The sequence below is a fragment of the Komagataeibacter diospyri genome, assembly GCF_006538165.1.
GTDB classification, from domain to species: Bacteria; Pseudomonadota; Alphaproteobacteria; order Acetobacterales; family Acetobacteraceae; genus Komagataeibacter; species Komagataeibacter diospyri.
In genome coordinates this window covers 17,721-36,677 of record NZ_BDLU01000025.1, presented here as the reverse complement: position 1 = coordinate 36,677, position 18,957 = coordinate 17,721, and the positions used below count along the sequence as shown (strand labels likewise).

Sequence of the window (18,957 nt, the reverse complement as noted above, 5' to 3'; positions counted from 1 at the left end):
CACCAGATCCAGACCGTTGTCGTAATCTTTGCCGAAAACCGCTCCTTTGATAACCTGTACAATGGTTTCCCGGGTGCAGACACGTTTGCGGGCAAACCCCTGTCCCTATTTGCCCAGCGTGACCGGGATGGATCAATACTGCGTGAACTTCCCCCCGTATGGGGTGGCCTGACGGGCCGGGGCGTACCTGAACCGGTTACACAGGCGATGAGCGCCCATCTGCCCAACCAGCCATTCCGCGTCGATGACCCGCAGGGGTTCAACCGTCCCCTCAGCACGCTTACACATGACCTGTGGCACCGGTATTACCAGAACCAGATGCAGATCAACGGCGGTCGTAACGACATGTTTGTTGCATGGGGCGATTCCGGGGCCATGCCCATGAGTTACTGGGATGGCACGCAAATGGAGATGTGGCAGGTCGCGCGCCGATATACCCTTGCCGATCATTTCTTCATGGGGGCATTTGGTGGCTCGTTCCTTAATCACCAGTGGCTGGCCTGTGCCTGCGCCCCGTCTTACCCCCATGCGGATACAAGCCCCGCCCATCCGGTCATTTCCGTAGCTGACCCGTCGGGCAGGTCCCTGTCTGTCGCACCCAATTCCCCCCGTTCCGCACTGGATGGCATTCCGAAATTCGTGCGCGATGGCAACCTGACGCCAGATTTCCATGCCGTCAATACGATGCAGCCCCCTTACCAGCCCAGCGAAAACGCCCCGGCGGCGGGACAGGATGCACGTTTTGCCGATCCCATGCAGGCCACCACCCTGCCACCCCAGACGATCCCCACCATGGGTGACCGCCTGAGCGCGAAAGGCATCACATGGGCGTGGTACGCCAGCGCATGGCAGGATGTGCTGGCCCATGGAAACCACTATCCCACGCCCGATTTCCAGTATCACCACCAGCCGTATAACTATTTCCGCAATTATGCCCCCGGTACACAGGCGCGGCAGGCGCACCTGCGCGATGGCGGCCTGGCGGGCGTACGGTTCATTGACGATATCGACCACGGCACGCTGCCGCAGGTCAGTTTCTACAAACCGCAGGGCAACCTGAACGAACATTCCGGCTATGCCGATATCCAGTCCGGGGATCATCACATTGCCGATCTGATCGCCCATCTGGAAAAAAGCCCGCAATGGCCGCATATGCTGGTGGTCGTAACATATGATGAAAATGGCGGGCTGTGGGACCATGTCGCACCGCCCGCAGGCGACCGCTGGGGACCGGGATCACGCATTCCCGCCATCATCATCTCCCCTTACGCACGACGGGGCTATGTGGATCACACGGTACAGGATACGACGTCCATCCTGAAATTCCTGACCGAACGCTTTCACCTGCGCGCTCTCAAGGGTCTTGTCGATCGTGAACATGCCATACAGGCCAGCACAGGTCAGCCATTGGGCGACCTGACCAGCGCCCTGCTACTGACACAGGGGCAACAATAAGCTGCCTGCCAATCGCTCCCTTCCCGCATGACCGGCTGTCCACCCTGCGGGGACAGCCGGGGCTGACGCAGATATGCATGTTAAAAAACGAAAGTTTTTTGGGTGCAGCCTTTTTGAAAAAGGCTGTATTTCTGAATGCTTGTTGAAAAAAAGCTTCACCAGAAAACTTCCTGATAATTTGCACGATGTTTCACAGGTAGGCTTGTCAACCGATCACCTCTTAATCACCACGTCCCCCACGGGGCGGACATATCCATCCGTCAGGGTTCCAAGAAACGCGACAACGGCATCGATCTCATCGTCGGATAAAGCAGGCTGGTTACCGGGCCGGGGACCAAAGGGTGGATCCATGTTGATATTGGGATGAAAACGCACGGGCAGGTCATCATAGATCCGCACCCTGCCATCCGGCCCGGTTGGGTACCACATCTGTGGCCGGACATCGCGCAACACATAAAAGGCGACGGCCTGCCGCAGGGAATGGATCACGCCGTTATGGAAAAAGACATGTCGCGTCGCCACATTGCGCAACGATGGCGTGCGGAACAGTCCGCAATATTCCGGGTGATCAGACAGATCGGTCCGGTCCGGTCCACATAGCCCCAGGTCGAAATAGGCCGGATTTGCATTCAGGCCGATTGCATAATTACGCGGCACCCCAAGGGCTATCAGCCCATAATCCGTAAACTGGGGCGGCGTACCGTCATGCCCGGTCTGGCTGACATGACATGATGCACAGTTACCCTTATCCACCCGTTCAAACAGGTCCCGCCCCCATGCTTCCTGCGGGGAAAGCCGCGCCCGACCTGCCAGCACCGCATCATATTTGCTGGTATAGGGATAAAAAAGCCCGGATTCCTGCTGATAGGTGGCCAGGGCTTCCACAATCAGGCCAAACCGGTCATCCGCAGGGATAAGGGCCAGCGCATCCAGACGCGGACCGTAGCCTGCGGCCAGTGCCCGCCGCAGGACAGCCCTCCGGCTGGTATTCGCCATTTCATAGGGCGAAAGCAGCGGGATTTCCCCCTGCCCCCGCGCTGTATCCACCCTGCCATCCCATGTCAGCCCCCCGGTGGGACCATTATCCGGACTTTCGTCGGCTTCATCTTCTGAATCAAAGAAATGTTCGGCAAACTGGGGCACATCCTGCAGATACATAAGCGATGGCACCGCCCGGTGCCCCTGCCGGTGCATGTCCGGGCCACCGTACTGCACCGGCAGGTTATTGGCTGGCGCAAAGGCATGGGCATCATCATGGCAGGAAGAACAGGCCATATGTCCCGATGCCGATAATCGGGCGTCATGAAACAGGTCACGACCGAGCACGCCAAGTGCCTGCGCACGGCTACGGGCCTGAACACGTGACAGCGGTTTCCCCTGCGTCACCTGTGCCGGAGCCGCCATCACCATCATCAGGGCGAAAATGACATACATGCCGCGTAGGGCAATCCTGAACAACTGGGAAACCATGGTGTTCATTTTTCATGCAGATAGATGTGAAATGACCTTACGGCTTGACGCGATCCCATACAATGTTACGTTAAATTAACAACATAGCCAGAAAACCGTTACCAAAACCTATCTCCCTGCTTCCTGAAGGCGGCTTCATGCATATCCGTGGATGTATTGGTATCATACTTCTGGTGTGCACGGGCATCCTCTTCTCGGCTGATCGCAGGCAGATCAGGCCGCGTATCATCCTTGCCTGCCTTGGGCTTCAGATCGCCATAGGGTTTACTGTCCTGCGCATACCGGCCGGGCGGGCGCTACTGCGCACGGTATCGGACATGGTGACACGCCTGCTGACATACGGAGACGAAGGCGGACGATTCCTGTTTGGCGCGCTGGTCGGGCCGCAGATGAATACGATCTTTCCGGGGGAAGGCTATGTCTTTGCCTTCCAGGTACTGCCATCACTGGTTTATGTCAGCGCCCTGATCGCCATCCTGTACCATTGCGGCATCATGCAGGTCTTCGCACGTGTATCCGGACGCGGGGTACAATGGCTTGCCGGGACATCGCCCGTTGAATCGTTTGGCGCCATCATCACCATCTTTGTCGGGCAAAGCGAACTGCCGGTCGCCCTGGGTCCCTACCTTGCCACCATGGGCGGGACGGAACTGTTCAGCGTGCTGTGCAGTGGTACGGCATCCGTGTCAGGCGCAACGCTGGTCGGATATGTCGGGCTGGGTATTCCGGCGCATTACCTTGTCGCGGCATCCTTCATGGCCATACCTGGTGGGCTGCTTTTTGCCAAGCTGCTTGAACCACGCCCCCCCGGCGCGCCCGCCATCCCGCTTTCCACCGGTAATACCGCCTATCACAGTGCTTTTTTTGAAGCCGTCATGGAAGGTGCGCTGAATGGCACGCGCACCGCCATATCAGTCGCCGCCATGCTGGTTGCCTGTATCGGGCTGATCGCGCTGGTCAATGGGATATTGCAGGGGATTGGCGGGACGGTCGGGTGCCCTGCCCAGTCGCTGGAATACCTTATGGGGCTGCTGTTCGCCCCGGTCGCATGGCTGCTTGGCGTGCCAGTAGCCGAATGTGGTACCGTTGGGTCGGTGCTGGGGCTGAAAATGGTGGTCAACGAATTCGTGGCCTATCTTCATCTTGGGCCCGACATACGGGGCGGTGTGCTATCGCCCCGGGCTGCCGCGATTGCGTCATTCGCACTATGTGGCTTTGCCAACCTGAGTTCCATCGGCCTGCTGGTAGCGGCATTCGGCAGCCAGTGCCCTGACCGACGCGAAGAAGTCGCCCGCAGGAGCGCCCGCGCCGTACTGGCAGGCGTGCTATCCAACCTGCTGAGTGCGGCGATAGCTGGTATCATCATCCAGTAATGCCCAACCGCAGATAAGGAATGAAACCCAAGTGGATGTGCAAAAGATCATAATCGACACGGATCCGGGTCAGGATGACGCCATTGCCATCATGATGGCGCTGGCGTCCCCGGATCTGAAAGTCCTTGGGCTATCCACCGTGGCGGGCAACGTACCGGTCAGCCAGACCGCCACAAACGCCTGCAAGATCCTGGAACTGGCGGAACGACCAGATATTCCTGTCCACGCCGGATGCGCCACCCCCCTGCGCCGCACGCCCATCACGGCCGAACACGTGCATGGACGGACTGGCATGGATGGACCGGACCTGCCACAACCGACGCGGCCCCCACAGGCCGGACACGCCGTGGATTTCCTGATTGATACAATCAGGGCCCATCCTGCGGGCAGTATAACCGTAGTCACCCTTGGCCCCATGACCAACCTTGCCGTAGCCCTGATCAAGGCGCCTGACATCGCGCCACGCATCCGGCAGGTTGTCTCCATGGGCGGGGCCTATTCCGAATGTGGGAACATCACCCCCAATGCCGAGTTCAATATATTTGCCGATCCCGATGCGGCGGATATTGTATTGCGCAGGCAGATACCACTGACGCTGGTCCCGCTGGATATCACACATCAATTCCTGATCAGCCCGTCACGTCTGGCCAGCCTGCGTGCGCTGCCCGGACGCTGTGCGCAGGCCGCGGTCAGCATGCTGGGATTTTCCGAACGGTTTGACCTTGAAAAATATGGATGGGATGGCGCCCCCCTGCATGATCCCTGCACCATCGGCTGGCTGCTGGCACCGGACCTGTTTGCAGGCCGCATGGTCAATGTTTCAGTCGAGGTGGACAGCCCCCTCATGCAGGGGGCCACGGCCGTGGACTGGTGGCAAGTGACAGACCGTCCGCACAATGCTCTTTTCCTGCGTGAAGTAGACAGTGCGGCATTATGGAAGGTGGTACTGGCACGGTTAAGCCGCCTGCCCTGATATAGTAACGGGCATGTAACCGGGTAAAACCCGCATGCCCGTATATCCGGTTACAACGTTTTCCTAATCTTCATACTGAATCCAGCACAAACAGCCACCTTTATTATTCTATTATTTATTATAATTTGTGAATTTATCCCGATCTATTTTGAATATTGGGAACGAAATATAATCCAGCATATCCCGGTTAAAGAACACAGTCCGACGATAACCTTCATACGGCAGCATAATCATGATCGGTTCATCGTCGCCATTTCCACCGTAAGGATAATGCACATCGACAGGAGGCTCGATACATTCGAACAGGTTGTAATCAGTATAAGTAATTTCCCGCCGCCTGTCTGTCGAGAACTGGATCGTCACCGTGTGTGCCAAGGCCATAATCTCATCGGTTTGTGCTACTCTGGCAACATTTTCAACCGCGACGTTCCCAGGTTTAATCGGTCCCTTGGCCACCAGTTCATCGAATTGTCCATCTGTAATCATGATCCGGTCCCGAACCTGCCTGATATCTTTCTGGGCTACAGTCGAATATTGAATTATCTTCGGGAAAATCCTGGTTCTGCAGGGCTTCAACGATAGCCCAGTCACTGCTGTCAGGCATCTGGATTAGCGTTGCCTGTTTGTAGTCATTATGACCCGGCCCATAGGTATCATGTACCTCACTGGAACAATAAAACTGAGAAATCGCTTTTTTTCAATAGTTACGGCACGATTATCCAGATCCTTTATGGCAATGAAATTCTTTTTTACTCTGCAATTCACTATAGGCCTGCACATACACAGCTTCTGAAATTAAAAGCAGCAATGTCATACCGCCACCGCAGAAATGTATTGCGCATTCACCTTAATATTGCAGATCCGGTGACGATTTATTATCATAAAGCGCTACAATTTTTGGCGGATGTCGACCAAGAAATTCCAGCTTGGAGACCTTAAAATGCCTTGCCAGCTTGAAAAGCTGAGGTTTCGGAACTTCTGTCGTGCCCGTTTCCCAGGACTGATATGCTGGCTGTGTTCACACCTGCTGCGCGGGCGGTATGGGCCTGTGTTCCGCCACTTTTATTCCTTAAATGTTCAGTCTGTTGGTCGTCAATTCGACTATCCATTCTTGTGAAGATGCCTGTCTCGACCGAATCTTTCAGTAAAACAACCAAAACATTAAATAATATTTAAAGATTTACACAAGTAATATTCAGAAACGACCAGTCTATGTCCATTCAACCGTACGACTTAAAAGCAACGATACCCTACTGACAGACCGGCCAGGAAAACCACGGAATTCAACAAAGGCCCGGTTATGACACGACTGGATCAGGCACCCCGTTTCCACCTGATCCAGCCGGTCTTCAGATATTTATTCAGGAATCGGACTGCACTGCGGTGTTACCGGCTGGCCCACCATGACTGCCGTCGTGAACGCAGCTGAATCCGGCAGGGATGCATTGACGGTCTGGTCATGGTTCAGTCCCTTGTAGACATGCGCCTGTACAATTGTCCCCGCAGCGCAGGCCGCTTTGACAAGACCCAACTGCAACGGCGGCGGCACATCGCGGTCCAGTTCGCCTATTCCCATGAACAGTGGCTGGGGCAGCTTCATGGTCGGATACTTCATTGCCATCAGGGCTGGCGCAAGCGTCTTTAAAAAATCCGGCTTCAGGGAGTTGCTAAAATTCAGCCCATCCGTCTTCACCTTATCCGTCAGTTCATGCACACATAGACCCGCAGCAGCCTGATAGGCGGACATCGCTTTCGGGGTAAAAGTGTCTTCCGGTCGGAAACCAGCATCATAGCCCGCAAGACCCTGTGCAAGATACAGGGCATAGACCATGACAGGATTGTAGCCGCCCTTTGCCTGATCCAGCGCGGTCATCTGCTGTAGCAGTTCAGGCGTGATATAAGGCGCACCCGTGGCCACCGTGCCCCGGATATCCAGTTCGGGCGCATAAGCGGGCGCAAACGCCGCCGACGCAAAGGCCGCGCCGCCGCCCTGCGACTGCCCGACAATCATGATCCTGTTCTGCAGTCCCGGAATGCCAGCAAGTGCCGCGCGCACGCCGTCCAGAAGGCTGTAGGCCTCTACACGGGTATCGAGATAGGCATGCGTGCCAGGCGTGCCCAGTCCCTGATAATCGGTACCGACCACGGCAAAGCCACGTTTCATCCATTCAGACAGATAGTGACGGTTGCGTTCGGTCCACGGATTGTTGGACGGCGCGCAATGGTCGGCCACCCCCACCGTACCATGGGCCCAGGCAACGATCGGCCAGCCCCCTGCCGGCGGCTTGTCCGCAGGCAGGATGACTTCCGCCGTTACGGGAACAAGGCCCCTGCCTGTCACGCCATTCGTTGACAGGTAGGTGATCCGCACGGACCGCCCGGCGTCAGGCAGACTGAAAGACGGTGCCAGTGGTTCAGATGCACTCAGCGTGCCAGGTCTGATCTGGGCAGGGGCGGCATGGGCACCGACCGCCAGGGCAGAGCAACATATACCTGCAAGCAGACCTGCGACTGTAAGGCTGGAACGACGAAAGAGCATGATAAATCCTTTTGCGGTGCGATCTTTCCTTGACCGGCCCTGAAAGTCAAACTTATCAATGATAAGATTCCTCCATGGACCTGTTGTCAAGGATGATGGCGGGCGGGCAGGCCGATCATGGAAGTGCAGGTAATGGAACCTCGGAAAGTCCGGAAAAATTACCATCATGGGGATCTGCGGGCCGAGCTCCTCCGTTCGGCCCGTACCCTGCTTGAACAGCAGGGAATCTCCGTCCTTGGCCTGCGCGCCATCACGCGCCATGCTGGAGTCTCCTCGGCTGCTGCCGCGCCGCATTTCGGAAACCTGACGGGCCTGCTGAGCGCGCTTGCGACGACAGGCTATGAAGAACTTGCAGCAGCCCTCGAACCCGTTCTTGAAAAAGGTGCCCATGCAGCCGGTCTGGTCTATGTGCGCTTTGCCATTAACAATCCTGGCCTGTTTACCCTGATGTTCCGAAGTGATGTGATTGACCGGAAAGACCCGATCCTTGCCACAGCCTCGACCCGGACGTCACGGATGCTTACCCTTCTGATCGATAATCTGAAAGATCACCCGCCACAGCGGACACGTACCGGAACACGTGCGGCCCATTGGGGAAAGGTGCATGGTCTGGCTGTTCTGGCCATTGATGGCTTTCTGGATGTCTTGCTATCCAGTCAGGGAGAAGACATGTCGCTTGAAGACCTTCTTGATGACGCCCTGCGATAACGGGTGGAACTGGGAAGCTGTGCTTCAACTCAAAGAAAATCCCAGAATGCAGGCAGTCCCTGCGCAAGTGCGTGGCACGCCGGGTAACCTGCCACCCTGCCCCATAGCCCATCGACAGCGTAATGCTGGATGGAAGCCGGTGGTTTCGCAGCATTGGCATCCGAACAAAACCAATGGCAGCCATTTCGGACAGCCCAATGGGGGCACCCGGCCAGGGCCGGTGGCCAGATATGACGGGTTCAAACGCGAACCGGGGTCAAAGCGACATATGGCCGCAGGCATGCAGGGCCACCTGCTGGCCCCGCATGTCAGTCCGTCGGAATGATCGCATGAGGCGGACGTCTTTCCGCCGCCATATCCCTTTCAATTACTCGCGGTTATATCCTGCAATACGTCGAAACCCTCGAATACCGGTGGACCAATTGTCAGGACCGTGCCCCTGCCTGCCTGTGCATGGGCCTGCCGGAACTGTTCCGACTGCGTCCATGCGCCAAATGCCGCATGGGACACCCATACGGTGTGCGATGCGTAAAGAACGTGATCCTCATGTGCCGGTCCACGCAGGAACTGGAAACTGACGAAGCCGGGTACGGTCCTGAGCAGCACGTCGCGAGCCAGCCAGCGTTGTTCGAATTCCTTTACGCAGTCGGGTTTTACCCGGAAGCGGTTCATGGCGATGTACATATGTCTGTTTCCTCGTTAATATTATCATGGGGAAGAATGAAAGGTCTGGCCGTTCTTGCGTGGAAGTGGACACAGTTTTTCCCAAGCCCGAAAATGGCGCAGGCCAGATCCTGCGTCAGGACGGATTCAGGCGGCCCCTGCGCATGGACCATACCCTGCGCCACCACCACCAGGCGGTCGGCACAGGCAGCGGCCCAGTTCAGGTCATGCAATACGACAACAACACCCCCGCCCCGGGCTGCATGCTGGCGTGCCAGTTGCAGGACGAGCACCTGATGGGCAGGATCCTGCGCTGAAATCGGCTCATCAAGCAGGAGAAAACCGGGGGCCGCCCCCCTGACCCGGGCCGCTTCCAGTTGCATCAGGACACGGGCGAGATGGGCACGCTGGCGTTCACCGCCAGACAGGGTCATCATCTGCCGTTCGGCCAGCCGCTCCAGCCCGACCTCGCGCACCAGCATGTTGGCCAGGGCAGCCTGCTGCTCCATGCCCAGCCCATTGGCCGATATCCCGCCCCCCATCATGACCATCTGGCGCACCAGAAACTGGCCTGCGGCCTCACTGTCCTGCGTCAGCATTGCACGCTGCGTGGCGAGATGACGGTGAGACATGGCTGCAAGCGGTCTGCCATCCAGCACCACCTGCCCACCCGTGGGCGCGGACAGCCCGCTGGCAAGGCGCAGCAGGGAACTCTTGCCCGCGCCATTGGGACCGATAACGGCCGTGACCTGTCCCCTGCCAAATGACAGGGTGATGTCACGCAGGATTTCGTGTCCTCCCTGTCGCCATGTTACGTGTCGTAATTCCAGTGTCATCACGAAACACCCGTGCGGTGACTACGGGCCAGCAGCCAGACAAAAGCCGGTGTGCCCAGCAGCGCCGTCACGATACCAACCGGTATCTCTGCCGGGCTGGCCAGCGTGCGGGCCATGGTATCAGCCCCTGTCAGCAGCGTTGCGCCAAGGATGGCGCTGGCGGGCAGCACGACCCGATGGTCAGGCCCCACCATAAGCCGTACCAGATGTGGCACGACCACCCCCACGAAACCAATCGCCCCCACCAGAGATACGGTCGGGCCGGTGGCGCAGGCCACAGCCAGCATCGACAGGCTTTTGATCCGTTCAACCGGATATCCCATCAACTGTGCATTATGCTCGTTAAGCAGCATGACATTCAACGGTGTGGCAAGATGGATTGCAAGGCCACCGGCAACCAGCAGGAAAGGCACCAGCAGGCCAACACCGCTCCACGTCGCGCCTGAAAAGCTACCCATTGTCCAGAATGTCAGGTCACGCAGGGCTGTATCGTCCGCCCGGAAAATCAGGATACCGGTCAGCGCGCCGGAAAACGCACCAAAGGCCACACCCGCCAGCAGCATGGCGGTAATTGACGTAACACCGCCGCGCGTGGCGAAAAAATAGAGAAGCCCCATACCCGCGAAACTGCCCGCAATGCCCGCGCAGGGGATCGCCCACATGCCAAGCCCCGTTACCCATTGCCATGCTCCCCCCAGAACAATGACGCAGGCCGTCGCCAGCGCCGCGGCAGACGAAACCCCTGCCAGCCCGGGATCAGCCAGCGGATTGCGAAACAGCCCCTGCATGATCGTACCGGCAACCGCCAGCGCCGCCCCGGTCAGGCAGGCCATGGCAATACGGGGGCCCCGGATGCCCCACAGCACCAGATGTGCCGCCTGTCCCTGCGCCCCGGTGGCACAATGCCATAGATCACGCAGGTGAACCGTGGTCGCCCCGGTATCAAGCGCAAGAAGCATGGTCAGCACCAGCATGGCTGGCAGACCGCACAGAAGCCAGAACGCGCGAAAGCCCCTTTCCCTCATGCGGGCATGCCAATGCCCTGAAGGCGATGAGCCAGTTCCAGTGCCGCGTCAGGTGTACGCGGGCCAAAGCCCAGCAGACGCTCCCCCTCCATGCCGATGATTGCATGGCTTTTACCTGCTGGCGTCAGCCGGAAGCCAGCATTGCCAAGCAGAGCCGTCCGGACCTGTGGCGCATCCTGTTCCATGGTCAGCACGGCATCCGGGCGCAGGTCGATCAGGGCTTCCTGGTCGAGTATCCTGTACCCCCCGAACGTTGCAGGATTGGCACCACCCGCCAGACGGATCACGGCATCCGCCGCAGTATTCGTACCTGCTACCATCGGGCGATTATTGTTCATGCGCATGATAAACAGCACCCGTCTGGTAACCGGATGCGCCGCGCGCCACTGCGCCAGCATATCGAAACGCTGCGCTATGTCCGCGCACAGCTGCGCACCTGCCGTTTTTGCATCCATCAGGTCTGCCAGAAAGCGCGTACGGGCCAATATGGCCTCTTGGGACGGTGTGGCGTCGACAAACACCACCGGTACGGCAGATGCCATCAACTGATCCAGAACCGGTGGCGGTCCGCTATCGTTCATGGCCAGGATCAGGTCAGGCTGAAGCGAAAGAATCCCTTCGGCAGACAGGGCGCGCATGTAGCCTACAGATTTTTTTTCATGCAAGGCCCGTTCGGGCCATGTTGCGGTCATATCGACCGCGATGATGCGCCGGTCCATACCCAGCGCATATAATGTTTCCGTGATGGTGCCGCCAATACTTGCAATATGCCTTGCCGGACCGACCTTTACGTGCCGCCCCCGGCAATCCGTGATCATGTCGCCTTCACACCCCCGACCCGGGCGTGGTGCGTTCAGCATGGCGCCGGCAAGCAGGCTGACAAACATCCGGCGTCCCATATCCATCCGGTTGAAGCCCACAGGATTATCGGTCATCAGAACTCGATCCTTGCGGTTACCTTGAAGGAGCGGCCGGGCTGCGTGTAATACCGCTCCGAAAGGGAACTGGACGACTGACCATAGGGCAGCGAGGCGGCGTTGTAATAAGCCTTGTCAAAGATGTTGTACATACCCGCCTGTATGCGCAGCGGGCGGTAGAATGTGGGGCTGTACCAGCCTGTCAGGTCAAAAATGACGTAACCGGGCGTTTTCCACTGGTTCTGTAACGATCCCGTGGTGGTCAGGTATTTGGCGTCATCACGTGAGGTGGCGAATGTGCCCGACAGGTCGGTACCCCAGTTATCCCTCTTGTACCCAAAGCCGATGATCCCGCGGAAGGGTGCGACCGAACTGAGGTGGAAGTTCATGTCGGTATCGCGCCCATCAGCATAGGCAAACGAACCCCATGCGTGCCAGTGCCGGTCGAATGCCCAGTTGACGCTTGCCTCCACGCCATAGATGCGCACATGCGCCAGGTTGGTGTAGCCATAACACAGGTAATACCCTGAGCAGCCACTGACCCCTTCCATGTCTATGAAGTTGTTGTAGTGGTTATCATAAAACGAGATATTGGCCCCGCGTTCGGAATTGCCGTATTTCATGCCCACTTCCCATCCCCTGCTGCTTTCAGGCTTGAGGTTGGGATTGCCGGTGACCTGATAGAACGGCGGCGTGCTGTAGTTCAGGTATTCTTCCGTGGCCGATGGCGCGCGGTAGGCTTCGGAATACTGTCCATACAGGGTCAGGTCATGGGCCACACGGGCTTCCACCAGCACCTTGGGTGAGAAGTGCGAGCCATGGGCACCGTGTGGCAGGCCGCCATAGCCCGCATTCGCCATGTAGGATGTAGTATTGTGCGGGTCACGCTGGAAGTAATCGAAGCGGAAGCCCGGCGTGATATGGAACCACTCATTGCGACCGATGCCAATGCGGTCCTGAACGATGGCACCCATATCCGTGCCATGGACCTTCGGCATGTCGGAGAAATTGTCGTGCAGGTAGGGGCTGGAGACCGCCTGCTGCCCGGTCTGGGTCTGGTAGGTATCCGTCAGGAAGACTTCGCCGCCATAGGTGATCTTGTGGTGCAGCGGGCCGGTAAAGATGTTGTTTGTCGCTGACCCGGTAACACCATAGGACTGCACGGGCAGGCTCAGATGTTCATGGGTATAGGTCGAGGCGTTGGCGGAATCCCGGTTGGTGATGTCGGTATCGGTCTTTATGCTCTGCCAGTAGGCCAGAAAATGCGCCTCGCTGAACAGGGCCGTCGGACTGTCGGCCTGATAGTCGTAATTGGCTGATATGCGGGAGCGCTGGTTTTCGCTGCGGGTGTAGTAGCGGTCGGTTGCCGTGGTTTCGGAAGTTTTGGTTTCCTCGTTATAATTGCGGTCATACCATTCCCCCGTCAGGCCGATCCTGTGGCCGCCGGCAAAATAATGCCGGACCTTGCCCAGAAAATTGCCGACCTGATAGGAAGCAGGATCTTTCATTGTCCGGGTCCGGCCATAGCCGCCTATGTCACCACGGTTGCCGGTTTCGCTGCCATTCTGGTAGCCACCCTGCAACAGGAACACAGTGTTCTTGTAACGCGCCGCAAAAGCCTGATTGAGCAGTGCGGCCTCGCTTGCGCCATTATAGGTCAGCTTGGTCAGGCCGCCGAAATTCCTGCCTGGCTTGAGAATGTCCTCCGGGTCCAGCGTGCGCAGGGCAATCACGCCGCCCAGTGACCCGGTGCCGAAAAAGCTGGAATCCGCACTTTTGACAACATCAATCGCGCCAAGTGAATTGAAATCGAAATCACTCACGCCCCCCTGCGCGGTATTGAAACTTCCAGCATAGGCGCCATCGTTCGCCCATGGCATGCGCACGCCGTCAATCGTCGTCAGGATCCGGTTCTGGTCCAGACCACGGATATTGATGCTGGAATTTCCATTACTGTAATTTACGGCGGCATCCACACGCCGCGAGTAATCTTCCAGACTGTCAATCTGCCGGTCACGGAAGGTTTTGTAGGTTGTGGTGGTGGTCAGGACCGCCGGTTTGCCCACTTCGCTATGATCCTTGTCCGGATCAAATTTCATCAGGTCGATGATGTCTGTCGTGCCCTGCACCTTTACAGGCGAAAGCTTGATGGGGGCCGCTGGTGACAGGGAAACCTGCGCCAGGGACGGAGACTGTTTTGCGGCCATGGCTGCAGATGTTGCCGTATCCGTTGCCGACGGTGTGGCAAAGGCAGGCGGAAACCAGGCACAGGCCAGGACTGTGGTGGCAAGCATGTGACGGCGACGTGCCTGCCGTCGTCGGAATAAAAGCTTTATCATCGTTCACCGTCGATAATGAGAATCATTATCATGACGATAAGCGCACAAATTACATTGTGGCAAGGATTTTATTGCGCCTGATTCTTATTTGCATTAATAAGGGAATAGTGGTTTCCAGCAGAAGATGCCTGCCTGACGCCAACATCCAGCCAATGTCCCCCAAGTATAAAATTGTAACAGGAGAAAAATCATGACTTCGTTAAGCGACAGGAACATTCACGCACCCCTGTCAGGCTATCTGCGCGAGGCAACACAGCAGGAGCACGACGCGGTTAATCATGCCGTCATGTCAGGCGGGATGTTTACGGATGCCACGGGCTATCGGGCTTTTGTTCTGCTACAGTACCTGTTCCACCGCGATATCAGCCCGTTATATGACAACCAGGATCTGGCGCACATCGTGCCGGACCTGGCTGCCAGAAACAGATTCAGGCAGGTCTCGGCTGACATGGCGGATCTGGGTGTCGCCCTGCCAGCTTCTGGCGCGCCACCTGGCATAACGGACCCCTCTACCGCCATTGGATGGCTGTATGTGGCGGAAGGATCAAAGCTCGGCGCCAATTTTTTGATCAAACTTGCTGGAAAAATGGGATTTAACGAAAATTCCGGCGCCCGGCACCTGGCACCGGACCCGATGGGACGTGGCCCTTCATGGGCCGCGTTCCGCAAGGCAATGGATAACGCACAGCTTGATCCGGAACGCTGCCTTCAGGGCGCACGGGACAGCTATGCCCGCGTAAAGAGCTATATTCCGGTGTTGAAACACCCGGCAGACACCGTTCCATCTGGCCCTGCGCACCACGGAACGCACGCACATCACACCGATGCGTCAGGCGGAAGTGGCCGGACAGTAAAGTGGTATTGAATACTGCCGGAGCTACCCCCGCCGATATCAGTGATAACCGGGCATGCCGCGCAACTGCTCACGCTGCCATATGATCAGTTCTGGTGAAGGTAGAATTCAACCGGAACGGTCAGCGTAATGGTCTCCCCCGCCACACTGTCAGGCGGGACAGGTAGCGGCTGGGCGCGGCTGGGCAGCGCCACGGCTTCCTGATCCAGCATGGGATGACCGGAACTGCTGGCCAGCATGACCGAGACGACGTGCCCCCTGCGGTCCATGGAAAAGGTCACGGTGGGCACGCCTTCCTGCTGGCGGCTCATCGCGGCCGAGGGGTAGCGCCTGAACTTTTCCAGCCGCGCCAGCAACGCGCCCTGCCACGTAGCCGGATCATGCGCGGCATGGACCGGAGAAGCCCCCGGCACAGGTGCCTCCAGCGTCGGGGTGGATGATGCTTCGGTGGACGGGGGGGAAGTAGTAACGTCAGCCGGCGGCGTCCTGTCCGGCACCGGTTTTTTCTGTAGCAGGGCCGACTTTTTTTTATATATTTTGCGCTTTTCTTCCCTGGGCACGGGAACCGGCGGATCTGGCTTGGGCGCGGGGGGCGCCATGATCTCTGGCGGCGGGGCCGGTTGGGAAGCGGGCATGGACAACGTCTGTCTGGGGCCGGGGGGCACATCCGTGGGCGGAACCGGGGATGAGACCGGTTCAGGGGCCATGTCAATGGCGATGGCTGCAAGCGGCGGTTCCGACACCACCACGGGCGGGGACGGCTGGCGCATGACCCACGTCACCGCGCCACCGGTCACAGCCATTACCACAAGGAAGGACAGTCCCCAGCGGATGGCATCCATCCGCCGGGCCAGTCGTTTCTGGCTGTATCGCCATTGCGTAAACGACGCTACGGCAGGATCACCAGCCGGGGGCATTGTGCCTGCCGCATAACTCATGACACATCTCCTGCCGCGCTGCCTGTCATGGGGCGCTGACTATATCTGATGGCACCATAGCAGCCGCAGGGGCATGACCTTCTTCCCGCCCCTGCAGGTTGACCAGTGCGACCTTGAGATAACCGGCAGCGCGCAGTCTATCCATCACCCCCATCAATGTGCCGTAATCCACCGTCCTGTCGGCGCGCAGGAAAACGCGCTCGTTCTTATTACCCCTGCTGGCGGTTTCCAGTGCGGCTGCAAGCCCATCCATCGTAATGTCATCCTCGCCAAGAGCGAGGTTATGATCGGCCTTTACGGTCAGGAATACCGGGGCATCCGGGCGTGGCGTCGGCTTTTCGGTCGAAGACGGCAGGTCCACCGGAACGTTGACCGTGGTCAACGGAGCCGTAACCATGAAAATGACCAGCAGCACCAGCATCACATCGATGAACGGCGTGACGTTGATCTCACTGGCTTCATGCGGACTTTCATCTGCGTGGCGGATATGAATGGCCATGAATGCGTCCTCTATTCCGCCGCTGCAAGGGCGTCGTGCCGCTGTTGGGCAAGGCGCACGATATTGTCCTGTCCCATGCGCATCTGCGCCCGGCCCAGATCGCGTGAGACCAGACGCATGACCAATGCCGTCAGGTCCGCCACCTGTGCGCGGCATGATGCCGTCTGACGGGCAAGATGGTTGTAGATCACCACCGCCGGAATGGCCGCGACCAGACCAAGGGCAGTCGCCAGCAGGGCTTCGGCAATGCCAGGGGCTACTACGGCAAGGCTCGTCGCCCTGCTCGCCGCGATGCCGGTAAAGGACGTCATGATGCCCCAGACCGTGCCGAACAGGCCAATGAATGGCGATGTTGCGCCGATGGTGGCCAAAACCCCGGTACCACGCACGAGGCGACGCCCTTCGGCCGCTTCCAGCCGTTCGAGGTGGAGTACGATGCGTTCCTTCAGCCCCTCACCATCATCCGGGATGTCGGCGGAACGTCTGCGCTCGGTTTCTGCCGCCATGACCAGTGTATGGGCGATGGATGCGTTCTCACGGGTCCATTCCTCGCCCAGATCCAGCGTATTGGCCTCTTCCAGCGCTTTTTCAGCCTTGCTGAGTTTGTGCCGCACACGCAGCAGTTCAGCCGACTTGGCGATGAAGATGGTCCATGTCAGCAGCGAGGCTGCCGCCAGCAGGATCATTACGCAGCGGACGACGGGACCAGCGTTGAGAAACATCCCCCACGGGGAAAACGAAATCGGGGTCATGAGTGACCTCCTTCAGCAGGCAGGTTGCCACGCCATGCCCATGGAAGGCTGGCGATCGGCACGATAAAGAAAAAGGAACGGAGCCCCCGAAACAGGCCCAGCCGAATGTCCTGCTGGTCTACCGATACTGACAGATGGCCGAAGGCAGTCATCATGTCCGGCACGATCAGGACAGGGTGCCCCCGCCTTCGCTACCCGCACGTCCATTCTGGTATCGGGCATGCCGGATGGCAGAACCTGATACAGCGGATCGTCATCTCTGAAGAACGTGTCGAATATCTGCCTGGAAAACAGCATCGGCAATCCGGTTTATGCACATGGCCAGAAGACAGGAAGTGCAGATAAGGCTGGTTCATTGATCGACGATGGACCAGCGGTGAAGGATATGGGGGGTCATGTGACCTGATGAATTAATAATGCGCGTGAGAATGAATCGCAAATTAATTTTGCATAGGCCCCAGCCCGTTCCTTTGCGCTGCATCCCTGAATGCCCTGAAAAGGAAATCTTGTGGGGCACCATGCCCCTGCAGTGCAGGCTTTCCACGAAAATCCGTTGCGGATCAGATAGACAATCGCGCTTATGACGCGATAATCATCAGCCGTATCTGGTGTTCAGTCAGTAAAAAACACTTCACTTACAGCCCTGTTCTGTCACGACTGCCTGTAAGTCATCAATCAGACCCCGATGCCATAAACCAGCATGCCCGAAACCTTGCCTGACAAAGCAGTCGAACAACCAGTTCAACCCCTTTGCCTTCGTTATCAGACCAGTCCTGCCACAATGAACAACCGTGCATGACGCACCGATCAGACAATTGCCCGTCCTGCCGCCCCCTGCATCCATCCATTCAAGGATTCTGACAGTGACAGGTTACGGCGGGGATCATCTCCGCGCCGCTTTCCGGCCCGCGTGACAGGCAGGGGACAGGCCATGGGAAAAAAGACGATCAGCCGCCGTAGAAGACTTTCTCGCCCAGATCCTTCATGTGCAGGACGGCTTCATCGGGGCGGCCTGCGATTTCGTGGTTGATGTGCACGTTCGTGACTTCGGCCACAAAAGTATGATGGTCGCCCAGTTCCACGACATGACGCACCTTCAGTTCGACTGCCGCCGGGACGCTGGTCAGGATGGGAGCGCCATTCGCGGCCCAGCGAACATCCTGTCCGCCCAGCTTGCCATTGGCGTATTCGGCAGGCTTGAAGAATGCAAAGGCCAGACCACCCTGCCCCTTGCCCAGAATGTTCAGCACCAGATCGCCGCTTTTTCGCGCGGTGGCATAAACAGCGGAATCCGTCTTGATGCCAAGTGCCAGAAGCGGTGGGGCAAAGCTGGTCTGGGTCACCCAGTTGATCGTGGCGGACGCGATGGCGGTTTCTTTCGTTCCAGCCGTCAGCACATAGAGACCGTAAGGGATCATCCGCAGCGCGGTTTTCCTAGCCTGTTCATCCATGATGCTTTTTCCTTTTCAGTGTTGGCGTCCAAGAATGACGCGGCGGAACGGCATATGTCCAGAAGGCGGTCGGGAATGGCTGACCATCATTATGGTGTATTGCCCCAGATGGCTGCGGCTGCCGACCATGTCCGCCATGAACCCTTTATGTGGAAGATGCACGGAT

The 18,957-nt window shown here is 58.0% G+C and carries 17 protein-coding genes; 5 read left to right on the top strand and 12 right to left on the bottom strand.

All coding sequences use genetic code 11. The features are described from left to right. A partial coding sequence (gene acpA / locus MSKU9_RS04090) for an acid phosphatase (RefSeq protein WP_141260064.1) occupies window positions 1-1,455 on the top strand: 1,455 nt, incomplete at its 5' end. 213 nt (window positions 1,456-1,668) lie between these two features. Here the strand turns inward: acpA and MSKU9_RS04085 are convergent. Beyond that, the gene (locus tag MSKU9_RS04085; RefSeq protein ID WP_141260063.1) at window positions 1,669-2,934 is read right to left on the bottom strand and encodes a cytochrome-c peroxidase; all 1,266 of its coding nucleotides are present in this window, start codon (window positions 2,932-2,934) and stop codon (window positions 1,669-1,671) included. Between the two features lie 128 nt (window positions 2,935-3,062). Between MSKU9_RS04085 and MSKU9_RS04080 the strand changes: the two genes are divergently transcribed. After that, window positions 3,063-4,298 carry a NupC/NupG family nucleoside CNT transporter gene (locus MSKU9_RS04080; protein WP_141260062.1) on the top strand — a complete coding sequence of 412 codons (1,236 nt, stop codon included), beginning with the start codon at window positions 3,063-3,065 and terminating at the stop codon, window positions 4,296-4,298. Between the two features lie 31 nt (window positions 4,299-4,329). Further along, on the top strand, window positions 4,330-5,271 hold the full coding sequence (locus MSKU9_RS04075; protein WP_141260061.1) for a nucleoside hydrolase: 942 nt from the start codon (window positions 4,330-4,332) through the stop codon (window positions 5,269-5,271). Between the two features lie 111 nt (window positions 5,272-5,382). Here the strand turns inward: MSKU9_RS04075 and MSKU9_RS04070 are convergent, their stop codons facing one another. Both MSKU9_RS04070 and MSKU9_RS04065 read right to left on the bottom strand, forming a co-directional pair. After that, complete coding sequence (locus tag MSKU9_RS04070; protein WP_141260060.1) at window positions 5,383-5,757, bottom strand: hypothetical protein; 375 nt, start codon at window positions 5,755-5,757, stop codon at window positions 5,383-5,385. A gap of 871 nt (window positions 5,758-6,628) precedes the next feature. Further along, window positions 6,629-7,810 carry an alpha/beta hydrolase family protein gene (locus MSKU9_RS04065; protein WP_141260059.1) on the bottom strand — a complete coding sequence of 394 codons (1,182 nt, stop codon included), beginning with the start codon at window positions 7,808-7,810 and terminating at the stop codon, window positions 6,629-6,631. A 132-nt stretch (window positions 7,811-7,942) separates the two neighbouring features. On the opposite strand from MSKU9_RS04065, the gene MSKU9_RS04060 reads away from it, so the two are divergent. Next, window positions 7,943-8,518, top strand: a complete 576-nt coding sequence (locus tag MSKU9_RS04060) for a TetR/AcrR family transcriptional regulator (protein WP_141260058.1) — start codon at window positions 7,943-7,945, stop codon at window positions 8,516-8,518. Window positions 8,519-8,881: 363 nt separating this feature from the next. On the opposite strand, the gene MSKU9_RS04055 is transcribed toward MSKU9_RS04060, so the two are convergent. From MSKU9_RS04055 to MSKU9_RS04035, 5 genes are read right to left on the bottom strand one after another with little or no spacing between them, the layout of a single operon-like run. Next, window positions 8,882-9,202, bottom strand: a complete 321-nt coding sequence (locus tag MSKU9_RS04055; protein WP_141260057.1) for an antibiotic biosynthesis monooxygenase family protein — start codon at window positions 9,200-9,202, stop codon at window positions 8,882-8,884. Beyond that, window positions 9,187-10,017: an ATP-binding cassette domain-containing protein gene (locus MSKU9_RS04050; protein WP_141260056.1), complete on the bottom strand. Its 831-nt coding sequence runs from the start codon at window positions 10,015-10,017 to the stop codon at window positions 9,187-9,189. Before MSKU9_RS04050 ends, MSKU9_RS04055 begins: the two co-directional genes overlap by 16 nt. Further along, window positions 10,017-11,042, bottom strand: coding sequence for a FecCD family ABC transporter permease (locus MSKU9_RS04045; RefSeq protein ID WP_141260055.1), 1,026 nt, complete (start codon window positions 11,040-11,042; stop codon window positions 10,017-10,019). Before MSKU9_RS04045 ends, MSKU9_RS04050 begins: the two co-directional genes overlap by 1 nt. Beyond that, on the bottom strand, window positions 11,039-11,977 hold the full coding sequence (locus MSKU9_RS04040; RefSeq protein ID WP_227002370.1) for a heme/hemin ABC transporter substrate-binding protein: 939 nt from the start codon (window positions 11,975-11,977) through the stop codon (window positions 11,039-11,041). The genes MSKU9_RS04045 and MSKU9_RS04040 overlap by 4 nt, the downstream gene beginning before the upstream one ends. Continuing rightward, window positions 11,977-14,253 (bottom strand): TonB-dependent hemoglobin/transferrin/lactoferrin family receptor, encoded by a 2,277-nt coding sequence (locus MSKU9_RS04035; RefSeq protein ID WP_141260054.1) that lies wholly within the window; start codon window positions 14,251-14,253, stop codon window positions 11,977-11,979. The genes MSKU9_RS04040 and MSKU9_RS04035 overlap by 1 nt, the downstream gene beginning before the upstream one ends. A 235-nt stretch (window positions 14,254-14,488) precedes the next feature. Here MSKU9_RS04035 and MSKU9_RS04030 point away from each other — a divergent pair, with 235 nt between their 5' ends. Next, on the top strand, window positions 14,489-15,163 hold the full coding sequence (locus MSKU9_RS04030; protein ID WP_141260053.1) for a biliverdin-producing heme oxygenase: 675 nt from the start codon (window positions 14,489-14,491) through the stop codon (window positions 15,161-15,163). A gap of 74 nt (window positions 15,164-15,237) precedes the next feature. Here MSKU9_RS04030 and MSKU9_RS04025 read toward each other — a convergent pair whose 3' ends face one another. The 4 genes from MSKU9_RS04025 to MSKU9_RS04010 all read right to left on the bottom strand — a co-directional run bounded on the left by MSKU9_RS04025 (window position 15,238) and on the right by MSKU9_RS04010 (window position 18,791). Continuing rightward, window positions 15,238-16,089, bottom strand: coding sequence for an energy transducer TonB (locus tag MSKU9_RS04025; RefSeq protein ID WP_227002369.1), 852 nt, complete (start codon window positions 16,087-16,089; stop codon window positions 15,238-15,240). A 25-nt stretch (window positions 16,090-16,114) separates the two neighbouring features. Next, complete coding sequence (gene exbD / locus MSKU9_RS04020) at window positions 16,115-16,588, bottom strand: TonB system transport protein ExbD (RefSeq protein WP_141260052.1); 474 nt, start codon at window positions 16,586-16,588, stop codon at window positions 16,115-16,117. Window positions 16,589-16,599: 11 nt separating this feature from the next. Then, the gene (gene exbB / locus MSKU9_RS04015; RefSeq protein ID WP_141260051.1) at window positions 16,600-17,340 is read right to left on the bottom strand and encodes a tonB-system energizer ExbB; all 741 of its coding nucleotides are present in this window, start codon (window positions 17,338-17,340) and stop codon (window positions 16,600-16,602) included. A 947-nt stretch (window positions 17,341-18,287) separates the two neighbouring features. Continuing rightward, entirely contained in the window at window positions 18,288-18,791 is a 504-nt protein-coding gene (locus MSKU9_RS04010; RefSeq protein WP_141260050.1) for a flavin reductase family protein, read from the bottom strand. Window positions 18,792-18,957: the final 166 nt, after the last annotated feature.